The following is a 13,067-nucleotide window of genomic DNA, read 5'->3' on the forward strand; positions in this document are numbered from 1 at the left end:
TTTTTTTGAAAAAAAGTAAAAAAGGTGTTAATACATTTAAGTACCAACACCAAAAATTATACACCCTCTATTTAAAGTTTGAAAAAATAATATTAAATTTAAAAAAATTTTTAAATTCTTGTTACTTTAACTAAATATTTTTCAAAAATAAAGGTAGTTTTAAAAATAAAAAGTTGATTTTTTAAAGAAAACATGTTAATATAATTTTAAAAATTTTATGTCTTGAAACAGTATTAAAAATATTAAAAAAAAAACTAAATAACTGTTTTACGATTGAAAACGAAAAAAGTAAAGGAGAAAAAGAGAATGGAGCAAAATTTACAAGCTAAAAAAACAAGTAGATTAGATAAGTTTCTTAACTTTGTTGAAGTTGCAGGAAACAAGTTACCACATCCAGTAGCGATGTTCTTTGGATTCTTTGTGATAACAATTATCTTTTCTTTTATCCTATCTAAAATGGGAGTATCAGTAACTTATTCTGAAATTTCAAAAACTACAGGGGAAGTAGTTAGAAAAACAACTACTGTTCAAAACTTATTAACTTCTTCTGGTATTAGAGGAATATTTACATCAGCAGTTAAAAACTTTACTGGACATGCTGCTTTAGGATCAATAGTTGTAGCAATGCTTGGAGTTGGACTTGCAGATGGAACTGGACTATTAAGTTCATTAATTAAAAAATTAGTGTTATCTACACCAAAGGTTTTAGTGTCAGCAATAGTTGTATTTGCAGGGGTTATGTCAAATATAGCTTCAGATGCTGGGTATGTTGTACTTATCCCATTGGGAGCAGTAATATTTGCATCTTTTGGTAGACATCCATTAGCAGGGATAGCAGCAGCATTTGCAGGAGTATCTGGAGGATTCTCAGCTAACTTATTAATAGGAACAACTGACCCTCTACTTGGAGGAATTAGTACTTCAGCAGCTCAAATTGTATTACCAGGATATTCAGTAGATGCAACAGCAAACTATTTCTTTATGTTTGCATCAACATTCTTAATTACAATAATAGGTGCATGGCTTACTGATAAAGTAGTTGAGCCAAGATTGGGAGAGTATACAGGACCAAAATTAGAAGTAGATGCTAACTCAGAATTGACAGCTCAAGAGAGAAAAGGATTAAGAGTATCTCTTTTATCTATAATAATATTTGTAATAGTAATCCTATTTATGGTGTTACCTGAAAATGCTATTTTCAAATTAACAGAAAAAGAGATTGCAGAGTTTGTTAAAGCTAACCACAGACAACCAGGAACAATGGAACTTTTAAAACCTTTCTTTGGACAATCAATAGTATTTGTTTTAATGTTAGCATTTTTTATACCTGGATTATGTTATGGAGTTACAGCAGGAACTGTTAAATCTCATAAAGATGTAATAAAAGCTTTAGTAAAAGCAATGTCTTCTTGTGGGCAAGTATTTGTTATTATCTTTATATCTGCTCAATTCGTATATGTGTTTACAAAATCAAATATTGGAATTGTAATAGCTGTAAACTTAGCAAATATCTTAAAAGATATGGGAGTTACAGGGGTTGCAGCAGCAGTTGGATTGATTTTCCTAACAGCTTTTGTAAACCTATTTATTGGAGGAGCTTCATCAAAATGGTTAATGCTTTCGCCAGTATTTATACCGATGTTTGTTGAATTAGGACTTACACCAGAATATACACAATTAGCATATAGAATTGGAGATTCAACAACAAATATTATTTCTCCATTGATGTCTTACTTCCCAATTATAGTAGGATTTGCTGCTAAATACTCTAAAAATGAAGAGGATATGGGAATGGGAACTATTATTGCAATGATGTTACCATACTCAATGGCATTCCTATTTGCTTGGACAGGATTATTCTTAATTTGGACATTCTTAGGACTTCCTATTGGACCAGGAGTAAAAATGTTTATGTAATAAAAAAGCTTAGTAGATCATTATTGATTTACTAAGCTTTTTTCTATGATTAAAACTATAATTTATCGTTCTAATTTACATTAACAAAACTTATATTTTTTAACATCAAGTTGTCTCCATGTCAGTGAATAAAGAATCCCTATAGCTTATTTCGTTGAAAATGCAAAACTCGGCTATGCCTCAAACACGTTGCATTTTCTTAACTGCATTTCGCTGAGGGTTTATAAAAAATCGTTGTAGCACAGGACTTCGCCTGTGTCTCAAAAGTAATAGTCGTTTGCACTCCTTTACTTTTGGAAATTACATCAACTTGATGTTAGGGATAATTATTTTTAATACTCCTAATATCAGCTAAATGTAATTTGGAGAAGAATATTAGAGAGAGTTACGAAATCTGACGCTAAAAATTCCGACGTGTTTGAACGAAGTGAGTTTCGGAATTTTAGTCAGATGAGTGTTACTCTCTCTTTATTCTTTGACATGGAATTTAGCTGATATTTAAAAGAAATAGAAACAACTTAACTTGACTAATAATCGCTAATGCAAAGGCACTTTGTCAAAATCTAACGATACATAAGAAAAAATAAATTTAGTTAGATATATTATAGTTTATCTATTTATTCTAAACTTTGACTAGCAGCCATTAAGAAAGGAACTACCTGTTTCTTTCTAGAAACTACTCCTTCTAACCAAGCAGTATTATTTTCAAGTTTTACACTGAAAGCTCTCTCTACAAGTTCTGGGAAATCTCCAACAACAATAGCAAAAGATCCAGACTTAATAATATCTGTAATTACTAAGATAAACATAGAGTAATTAGCATTTTTATTTATCTCTTTCATAGTCTTTTCAAGATCAACTTGTTTGCTTAAAACTCCAGCTACGTCAACTGTATTTATTTGAGCAATAGCCATATGAATACCATTCATTGAAAACTCTTTCATATCAGTAGTTAAAATTTCAAATGGAGTTCTATTAGCTAAAGATGTTCCAGCTATAAGCATATTCATTCCATACTCTTCATAGTCATGAATCTCACAAATTTGTGAAAGCTCTTTAACTGTATCAATATCCTTTTGAGTACAAGTAGGAGATTTAAATAATAGTGTATCTGAAAGGATAGCACTCATCATAAGTCCAGCAGCTTTTTTACTAGGAACAACTCTAGCATCTTTGAAAAGTTCATATACAATAGTACATGTACATCCTACTATTTCAGCATTTATTTTAACAGGTTCATCAGTTATAAAGTTACCAAATTTATGGTGATCTATAACTTGAAGAATTTTAGCATCTTGTAATCCATCAACAGAGTGAGCTCTCTCATTGTGATCTACTAAAATAACTTGTTTTCTAGTAAAGTTGATTAAGTTCTTAGTTCTAATAGTTCCATAAACAGTTCCATCTTTTTCTGTAACTGGGAAGTTTGTTTGTGTAGCCTCTTTCATAATATCTTTTATATCATGTAAAAAATCATCTTTCTTAAAAGAATAGAATTTAGCATTAGTTAATATAGAAGATAGAGATAGAGATTGACTAATCAAACTAATAGTTTTAAATAAGCTTGTATGAACTCTCATAATAGCACAATCCGAAGTTACTCTTGGACTTATAAAATCATCTTCTTCACAAGCAACTATAATAACTTTTGCTCCAGCTTTAATGGAACGGTCAATACCATCAACCATTGATGTAGTAACAACAATGTCCCCTGGAGTAACATCTTCAAGCTCAGAGATAGCTTTAAGATTTCCAGTGATAATTCCACTTGGGTAAGTTCCACTTACAATAACTCCATCAAGTACATCTTTTAAGTTTTCAAAAGTTGTTTTATATTTTCCAAAAAGGTCTGAATGTTCAAGATTTAAGTATGTATTAGCTATATCTGAAATATGAATCATACCTTTTAATTGTTTCTTTTCATCAACAACAGGAAGGCTGGAAAAATTTTCAACAGTCATAGTATCCAAAGCAGATCTTAAAGATTCATCATAGGATAAAACAGTTTTCTCCACACTTGTTAAATCTGATATTTGTGCACTTACAGTTTTTAAAAATTTAGGAGTTTTTACTCCAAAGTGTTTTAAAACAAATTCAGTCTCTTTATTTATATCTCCAAGACGATAGGGAATAGCAGTAACCCCCATCTCTTTTTTTAATTCAGCAAGAGCAATAGAAGAACAAATTGAATCTGTGTCTGGGTGTCTATGCCCAAAAATTAAAATAGGTTCCATACCAACAATCCTCCTCAATATATTTCTTTAGAATATCTTAGCATTTTTTTTTAACTTCAACAAATATTATTTGCTAAAACATGATATAATATACAAAAATAAAGTGATATATAAGGGAGAAAATAATGGAAAAAATGACACTGAATTTTGGTGAAAACCTAGATAACATAAAGAAAAAAATTGAGAAGATGAGAGAGGATATTTTAAAGTATAACCAATATTACTATACTAATAATGAAAGTCTTATCTCAGATGTTGAATATGACAATCTGATAAAGGAGCTAAAAGAGTTAGAGGAGCAATATCCACAATTTAAAAATGTAGAGTCTCCAACTGAAAAGGTAGGAGCTACAAATTTAAGAGAGAGTAAGTTTCAAAAGGTAACTCATAAAAAACCTATGTTGAGCCTTTCAAATACATATAATGAGGGAGAGATAGGAGATTTTATTGAAAGAGTAAGAAAACTTATTCCAGAGGATAAAGAATTGAAATATGCTTTAGAACTGAAATTAGATGGACTTTCTATAAGTGTGCAATATGAGAAGGGTAAACTTGTAAGGGGAGTAACTAGAGGAGATGGAGCAATAGGGGAAGATGTAACAGAGAATATTATGGAGATTGCAACTATTCCACATGAATTACCAGAGCCATTGGATTTAGAGGTAAGAGGAGAGATTGTTCTACCTTTAAGTAACTTCTTAAAGCTTAATGAGAGAAGAATGGAGGCTGGAGAAGAGGTGTTTGCTAACCCTAGAAATGCTGCAAGTGGAACTTTAAGACAGATAGATTCAAGTATAATAAAAGAGAGAGGATTAGATAGTTATTTCTACTTCTTAGTTGATGCAGAAAAATATGGGGTTAAAACTCATAGTGAAAGTATAAAATTTTTAGAAAAATTAGGATTTAAAACAACTGGGGTATGTGAGGTTTTAGAATCAGCTAGTAAGTTGAAAAAGAGAATAGATTATTGGGAAAAAGAAAAAGAGAATCTTGACTATGAAACTGATGGAATGGTTATAAAGGTTGATGAATTAGAGCTTTGGAATATTTTAGGAAATACTACTAAAAGTCCGAGATGGGCAATAGCATATAAATTTCCAGCTAAGCAAGTGACAACAACAATGTTAGGGGTAACTTGGCAAGTTGGAAGAACAGGAAAGGTTACTCCAGTTGCAGAGCTAGAAGAGGTACTTCTATCAGGTAGTAAGGTAAAGAGAGCAAGTTTACACAACTTCCATGAGATAGAGAGAAAGGATATTAGAATAGGAGATAAGGTATTTATTGAGAAAGCAGCAGAGATAATACCTCAAGTTGTAAAATCTATAAAAGAGTTTAGAGATGGAAGTGAAATTCAAATAGTTGAACCAACAGAGTGTCCAGTTTGTCAAAGTCCAGTGGCTAGAGAGGAAGGTCAAGTAGATATAAAGTGTACTAACCCAAATTGCCCTGGAAAGATAAAGGGAAGAATAGAGTATTTTGTTTCAAGAGATGCTATGAATATAAGTGGTTTTGGTAGCAAGATGGTTGAGAAGATGTTGGAGCTTGGCTTTATAAAAAATGCAGGTGATATATATAATCTTAAATCTCATGAAGAAGAGTTGGTTAAGATTGAAAAAATGGGAAAAAGAAGTGTAGAAAAACTTTTAGAATCAATAGAAGAGAGTAAAAAAAGAGATTATTCAAAGGTGTTGTATGCTTTAGGAATACCATTTATAGGGAAATATTCAGGAAAACTTTTAGCTAATGCAAGTGGAAATATAGATAAGCTTATGAATATGAGTATAGAGGAGCTTATAGAGATAGATGGTGTTGGAGATAAGGGAGCAAAGGCTGTTTATGATTTCTTTAGAGATAGTGAAAATCTACAATTAATAGAGGTATTAAGAGGATATGGATTACAATTTGTTCAAGAGGTTAAAGAGGAGCAAAGCAGTGAAGAGAGAATTTTTGAAGGAAAAACTTTCTTATTTACAGGAACATTAAAAAATTTTAAAAGGGAAGAGATAAAAGAGGAGATTGAAAAACTTGGAGGGAAAAATCTTTCAGCAGTGAGCAAAAACCTTGATTATCTAATTATAGGGGAGAAAGCAGGAAGTAAATTAAAAAAAGCTCAAGAATTAGGAACAGTTAAAATTTTAACAGAAGATGAATTTTTAGAAATCTGTGGAAAAAAGTAATAAAAATTAGATAAATAATTACCTTAGATTGACTATCTGACCGATTTATGGTAGCATATATCTTGATAAAGTGTCAGAATAATAATTATTAAAGAGAGGAATCAAAGGATGATAGGAGAAATTTTCAAAAAGATATTTGGGACTAAAAATGATAGAGAGATAAAGAGAATTAGAAAAATAGTTGATGCTATCAATAAACTTGAACCAGATTTCCAAAAACTTACTGATGAACAACTTAGAGAAAAAACAGCTTATTTTAAAGAAAGATTATCACAAGGTGAGACACTTGATGCAATTCTTCCAGAAGCATTTGCAACTGTAAGAGAGGCATCAAAAAGAGTTCTTGGACTTAGACACTATGATGTACAACTTATAGGGGGAATCGTTCTTCATGAAGGAAAGATAACTGAAATGAAAACAGGAGAAGGTAAAACTCTTGTGGCAACTTGTCCAGTTTACTTAAATGCTTTAACTGGAAAAGGGGTTCACATCATCACAGTTAACGACTATCTAGCTGCTAGAGATAGAGATATGATGGGAAGAGTATATGAATTCTTAGGATTAACTTCAGGAGTAATCTTAAATGGATTAAATACAGAAGCTAGAAAAGCTGCATATAATAGTGATATTACATATGGAACAAACTCTGAGTTTGGTTTTGACTATTTAAGAGATAATATGGTTGGAAGTGCAGATGAAAAGGTTCAAAGAGAGTTAAACTACTGTATAGTTGACGAAGTTGACTCGATTTTAATTGATGAGGCTAGAACTCCATTGATAATTTCAGGAGCTGCAAGTGAAACAACAAAATGGTATAAGATATTCTATCAAATAGTTTCTATGTTAAGTAGAAGTTATGAAACAGAAGGAATTAAAGATATAAAAGCTAAAAAAGAAATGAATATCCCACCTGAAAAATGGGGAGATTATGAAGTTGATGAAAAGGCTAAGAATATAGTTCTTACTGAAAAAGGGGTAGCAAAAGTTGAAAAACTTCTAAAAATAGATAACCTATACTCTCCTGAAAATGTAGAGTTAACTCACTATTTAAACCAAGCCTTAAAAGCTAAAGAGCTATTTAAAAGAGATAAAGATTACCTTGTAAGAGAGGGACAAGTAATAATTATAGATGAGTTTACTGGAAGAGCTATGGAAGGAAGAAGATATTCAGATGGACTTCACCAAGCTATTGAAGCTAAAGAGGGAGTAAATATTGCTGGAGAAAACCAAACTCTTGCATCTATTACACTTCAAAACTACTTTAGAATGTATGAAAAACTTTCAGGAATGACAGGAACTGCTGAAACAGAAGCTGCTGAATTTGTACATACTTATGGACTTGAAGTAATAGTTATCCCTACAAATAAGCCAGTACAAAGAATAGATCATCCAGATTTAGTTTATAAAACTCACAAAGAGAAGATAAATGCTATTATAGCCAGAATTGAAGAGTTGCATGCTAAAGGACAACCAGTTCTTGTTGGTACAATCTCAATTAAAAGTTCAGAAGATCTGTCAGAACTTTTAAAAGCTAGAAAAATACCACACAATGTATTAAATGCTAAGTTCCATGCTAAAGAGGCTGAAATAGTAGCTCAAGCAGGAAGATATGGAGCTGTTACTATTGCTACAAACATGGCAGGTAGAGGAACAGATATTATGCTTGGAGGAAACCCAGAGTTCTTAGCAATTGAAGAAGTTGGAAGCAGAGATGCTGAAAACTATAATGAAGTATTAGAAAAATATAAAGTTCAATGTGATGCTGAAAGAGAAAAAGTAATGGCTCTTGGAGGATTATTTATCCTAGGAACAGAAAGACATGAGTCTAGAAGAATAGATAACCAATTAAGAGGAAGAGCAGGAAGACAAGGAGACCCTGGAGCATCAGAATTCTATCTATCATTAGAAGATGATTTAATGAGACTATTTGGATCAGATAGAGTAAAAACTGTAATGGAAAAATTAGGACTTCCAGAGGGAGAACCTATTACTCACTCAATGATCAATAAGGCTATTGCTAATGCACAAACTAAGATTGAATCAAGAAACTTTGGAATTAGAAAAAATCTTCTTGAATTTGACGATGTAATGAATAAACAAAGAACAGCAATTTATGCAAGTAGAAATGAAGCTATGTTAAAAGATGACTTAAAAGAAACAATACTTCATATGTTAAGAGATACAATTCATAAAACTGTTGTTGAAAGATTTGTTGGAGAATATAAAGAGGATTGGGATATCCAAGGACTTGCAGATTTCTTACATGAAAGATATGGATATACTATCAATGATTTAAATGAGTATAAATCTACAAGTATTGAGAATTATAGTGAAAAACTATATAATGAAATTGTAAAAGAGTATGAAGAAAAAGAAAATAGAATAGGTTCTGATATGATGAGAAGATTAGAAAAATATATTCTATTTGAAGTAGTAGATTCAAGATGGAGAGAACATCTAAAATCACTAGATGGATTGAGAGAAGGAATCTATTTAAGAGCATACGGACAAAGAGATCCTATCGTAGAGTATAAACTACTTTCAGGAGAACTATATGAAAAGATGCTTGAAACAATAAAAGAACAAACAACATCATTCCTATTTAAAGTAATTGTTAGATCTCCAGAAGAAGAGATGGCACCGAGAGAAGAGGCAACAAGAGTGCAAGATAATAGTGAAGAAGTAGAAGCAGGAGCAGATGGAGAGATCAAAGGTGACGATCCTTGCCCTTGTGGAAGTGGAAAGAAATATAAAAACTGTTGTGGAAGACTTTAATTAAAATCTAGGAGGGTAAAAGATGAAAAAGTTAATTTTAAGTATGTTAATAGCAGTATTCTTTATCTCATGTAGTTCAGCAGAGAAAGCAGGTTCTTTAGAGCAAAAATATAACATCACAAAACAATCAGCTAAAGAGTGGGATAAAACTATAATTAATGTTGTAGTTGGAGAAGCTCTAATAGAAGATTGGTATGGAGAAGAAAATCCTATTCTTTATCTAAGAAAAACAGGAAAAATGAGTGAAAAAGATTTCAATTTCCTAACTTCATTAGGAGATAAAAATGTAAATGATATAACTGATGATGAATTTGAACGTTTTGTTGATTTAGTAAAAAAATACAATAAAAAAATGCCAAGAAAATTCTTCCTTGAAAATGAAAATATAAAAGATCCAAAAGGACTTGTAGAAGCTATGGTAAGAGAATCATATTTAAGAATGGATACTCCTTCAAGCCACATTAAAGAGGTAGTTGCAACTCCAGAAGAATGGGAAGAGATAGTTGCTTTCTCAAAACAAACTGACTTAAATGAAAAAGATGTAAAAAAACTTAGAAAACTTTTAAATAGCTTTATTAAAAGAGATGAATTTTACTCAACAGAAACTTGGTATAATAGAGAAGTATCAGCTAGAACTATAAAAATTGCTGGAATTAATGCTAGAGAAAATAAGACAGCTATAGAAAAAAATAATGTTAATGCAAAAGCATTATATCTAGCTTATCCAGAATATTTCTCTAAACTTGAAAAATGGGATGATTAATATTTTTGGGGAGGCGTCTAATTTAAAGACGCCTTTCTTTACCAAAAGAAAGTGAGAGATTATGGAAGTAGATCTTCATATACATACTATTGCTTCAGATGGAACTTTTACTCCAGAAGAGGTTATTTTAGAAGCTAAAAGAAGAGGCTTAAAAGCTTTAGCTATAACAGATCATGATACTGTTGATGGAATAGAAGAAGCTAAAAAGAAAGCTCAAGAGATAGGAATAGAGTTTGTTCAAGGAATAGAAATATCATGTAATACACAAGATTATGAAGTTCATATATTAGGATATTTTTTAAATCTTGAAAATAAGAAATTTATGAATGAACTTGAAGAATTAAAAAAAGCTAGAGATAATAGAAATCTGAAAATAGTAGAAAAATTAAAAGCTTGTGGAATAGATGCTGATTTGGAAGAGATTGCTAAAATGGCTCCAGGAAAGATAATAAGTAGATTACATTTTGCTAATTATCTCGTTGAAAAAGGGGTTGTTTTAAGTAAAGAGGAAGCTTTTGATAAGTATCTAGGGAAAAGAGGAAGGGCATATATACCTAAAGAGAATTTTCCACCAGAGAGAGCAGTTAAAATGTTAAGTGAGAATGGAGCATTTGTTTCATTGGCTCATCCTAAATTAGTTGTAAATAATGATGGAATAATTGAGAATATGATTTCAAATCTTGTAAAAGTTGGATTAAATGGAATAGAGGCTCAATATGGAACTTTTTCCCCATCAGATATAAAAAAATATAAGAAAATGGCAAAAAGACACTCACTTTTAGTGACTGGAGGATCAGACTTTCATGGAGCTAATAGAGAGGGAGTGAATATAGGAGATACAGGAATTACATATTCACAATTTAGATTGATAAAAGAGAGAAATGCAGGAGGTAAATTATGATTATAGTAACTGGTGCAGCTGGAATGATTGGAAGTGCATTTGTTTGGAAACTTAATGAAATGGGAATAAATGATATTCTAGTTGTAGATAAATTAAGAACAGAAGAAAAATGGTTAAATTTAAGAAAGAGAGATTATGCTGATTGGGTAGATAGAGATGACCTTTTTGATTGGCTTGCTAATCCAGCTAATGCAGAAAAAATAACAGGTGTAGTACATATGGGAGCTTGTTCTGCAACTACTGAGAGAGATGGAGATTTCCTAATGGCTAATAACTATGGATATAGTAAAAAACTTTGGGAATTCTGTGCTGAAAGACAAATAAATTATGTTTATGCTTCATCAGCAGCTACATATGGTGGAGGAGAATTAGGATATAATGATGAAGTTTCTCCAGAAGAATTAAAAAAATTAATGCCTCTTAATAAATATGGATACTCTAAAAAAATATTTGATGATTGGGCATTCAAACAAAGAATAGCTCCAAAACAATGGACAGGATTAAAATTCTTCAATGTATATGGACCACAAGAGTATCACAAAGGAAGAATGGCATCAATGGTATTCCATACATTTAATCAATATAGAGAAAATGGTGGAGTTAAACTTTTCAAATCTCATAAAGAGGGATATAAAGATGGAGAGCAACTTAGAGATTTTGTTTATCTAAAAGATGTTGTGGATGTAATCTACTTCTTACTAACTGAAAAAGTTGAATCAGGAGTATATAATATAGGAACTGGAGAGGCTAGAAGCTTCCTAGATCTTTCTATGGCAACAATGAGAGCAGCTTCTAAAAATCCAGATCTTGCTGTTGAAGATGTAGTTGAATTTATTCCAATGCCTGAAGATTTAAGAGGAAGATATCAATACTTTACACAAGCTTCAATGGATAAATTGAAAAAAGCTGGATATACTAAAAAATTCCACTCATTAGAAGAGGGAGTTAAAGATTATGTAGAAAATTATATGGCAACAGAAGATCCATATTTATAGGAGGAAATTGATAGATGAATCCTTTTTTAATTGTTATTATACTTGGTATAGTAGAGGGAATGACAGAGTTTCTTCCTGTTAGTAGTACAGGACACATGATCTTAGTTGAAAAATTTATAAACAGCAGTTTTTTTACTAAAAATTTTATGGATAGTTTCTTGATAATTGTACAATTAGGAGCTATTCTTGCAGTAGTTTTATACTTTTGGAATGATTTAACTCCTTTTGTAAAAGAAAGAGAAGTTTTTGTCCAAAGGTTTAGATTGTGGGCAAAGGTTGTAGTTGGAGTTCTTCCATCAGCTGTAATTGGACTACTTTTAGATGACTATATTTCTGAATATTTTATGGGAAATGTAGTTGTTGTAGCTACAACACTTATCTTTTATGGAATAATATTGATAGTTGTTGAAAAATATTATAAAAGCTCTTCAAATATTGATAGCTTTAGTAAAATGGGATATAAAAAAGCTTTTACAGTTGGATTATTCCAATGTTTAGCTATGATTCCAGGAACTTCAAGATCAGGAGCAACTATAATAGGGGGACTTCTTTTAGGACTTTCAAGAGGAGTGGCAACAGAATTTTCATTTTTCTTGGCTATACCAACTATGTTTGGAGCAACACTATTGAAACTTTTAAAAAATGGATTGAAATTTTCTCCAGTTGAATGGCAACTTTTAGGAGTGGGATCTCTTGTATCTTTTGTTGTTGCATATCTTGTAATTAAATGGTTTATGGGATATATTAAAAAGAGAGATTTTGTTTCTTTTGGAATATATAGAATAGTTCTAGGAATTTTAGTTTTAATTGCTGTATTTATTTAGGTGATTAAATGAATAAGATAAAAACTTTTTTGATTTATATATTTATGGGTGTAGCTCTAGTAAATTTTATAGGAGTTTTCTATTTTAAAACTTCAAATATAGAGGCATTTACTAAGTATATTGAATTTTGTTCTAAGAATGAAGTGAAGTTAAAAGAAGTAAAGGATAAAGAGAAAGTAGAAGAGATAACTAAAATTTATAGAAGTTTTCAAGAAAAAGGGATAGTAGAGCCTAAAAAAATGATAGGTTATCATGTGAAAAATGTAAAACAAGGAGCTCCTCTTATAAGTACATATTATAAGATCTACCAAATGGGAAAAGGTTATGACTTATATAGAGAAGCTGGAGAAAAATTAATAGAAGAAAATTAAATTAAAAGCAATTCTGATTTAAGTATTGGAATTGCTTTTTTGTTTGGCTCTTTGTCAAATAGTGTTGGTGGAAAAAACAAATAAATTTTCAAGTAACTCCAGTGATTTTC

9 protein-coding genes are annotated in these 13,067 nt (G+C 30.9%); 8 read left to right on the plus strand and 1 reads right to left on the minus strand.

The features are described from left to right. Positions 1-306: 306 nt before the first annotated feature. On the plus strand, positions 307-1,917 hold the full coding sequence (locus I6E31_11580; GenBank protein ID MCF2640600.1) for an AbgT family transporter: 1,611 nt from the start codon (positions 307-309) through the stop codon (positions 1,915-1,917). Positions 1,918-2,534: 617 nt separating this feature from the next. On the opposite strand, the gene I6E31_11585 is transcribed toward I6E31_11580, so the two are convergent. Beyond that, positions 2,535-4,151, minus strand: coding sequence for a putative manganese-dependent inorganic diphosphatase (locus I6E31_11585; protein ID MCF2640601.1), 1,617 nt, complete (start codon positions 4,149-4,151; stop codon positions 2,535-2,537). 125 nt (positions 4,152-4,276) lie between these two features. On the opposite strand from I6E31_11585, the gene ligA reads away from it, so the two are divergent. The 7 genes from ligA (at position 4,277) to I6E31_11620 (ending at position 12,957) form a co-directional block, all read left to right on the plus strand. Continuing rightward, positions 4,277-6,328, plus strand: a complete 2,052-nt coding sequence (gene ligA / locus I6E31_11590) for an NAD-dependent DNA ligase LigA (GenBank protein ID MCF2640602.1) — start codon at positions 4,277-4,279, stop codon at positions 6,326-6,328. A 108-nt stretch (positions 6,329-6,436) separates the two neighbouring features. Then, positions 6,437-9,103, plus strand: coding sequence for a preprotein translocase subunit SecA (gene secA / locus I6E31_11595; protein MCF2640603.1), 2,667 nt, complete (start codon positions 6,437-6,439; stop codon positions 9,101-9,103). Positions 9,104-9,125: 22 nt separating this feature from the next. Next, complete coding sequence (locus tag I6E31_11600; protein MCF2640604.1) at positions 9,126-9,866, plus strand: hypothetical protein; 741 nt, start codon at positions 9,126-9,128, stop codon at positions 9,864-9,866. 61 nt (positions 9,867-9,927) lie between these two features. Then, the gene (locus I6E31_11605; protein MCF2640605.1) at positions 9,928-10,767 is read left to right on the plus strand and encodes a PHP domain-containing protein; all 840 of its coding nucleotides are present in this window, start codon (positions 9,928-9,930) and stop codon (positions 10,765-10,767) included. Next, the gene (gene rfaD / locus I6E31_11610) at positions 10,764-11,762 is read left to right on the plus strand and encodes an ADP-glyceromanno-heptose 6-epimerase (GenBank protein MCF2640606.1); all 999 of its coding nucleotides are present in this window, start codon (positions 10,764-10,766) and stop codon (positions 11,760-11,762) included. The genes I6E31_11605 and rfaD overlap by 4 nt, the downstream gene beginning before the upstream one ends. Positions 11,763-11,776: 14 nt before the next feature. After that, a complete protein-coding gene (locus I6E31_11615) occupies positions 11,777-12,586 on the plus strand; it encodes an undecaprenyl-diphosphate phosphatase (GenBank protein MCF2640607.1) in 810 nt (269 codons plus the stop codon). A gap of 8 nt (positions 12,587-12,594) precedes the next feature. Then, entirely contained in the window at positions 12,595-12,957 is a 363-nt protein-coding gene (locus I6E31_11620) for a hypothetical protein (protein MCF2640608.1), read from the plus strand. Positions 12,958-13,067: the final 110 nt, after the last annotated feature.

It is taken from the genome of Fusobacterium varium, from assembly GCA_021531615.1.
Classification (GTDB): Bacteria; Fusobacteriota; Fusobacteriia; order Fusobacteriales; family Fusobacteriaceae; genus Fusobacterium_A; species Fusobacterium_A varium_C.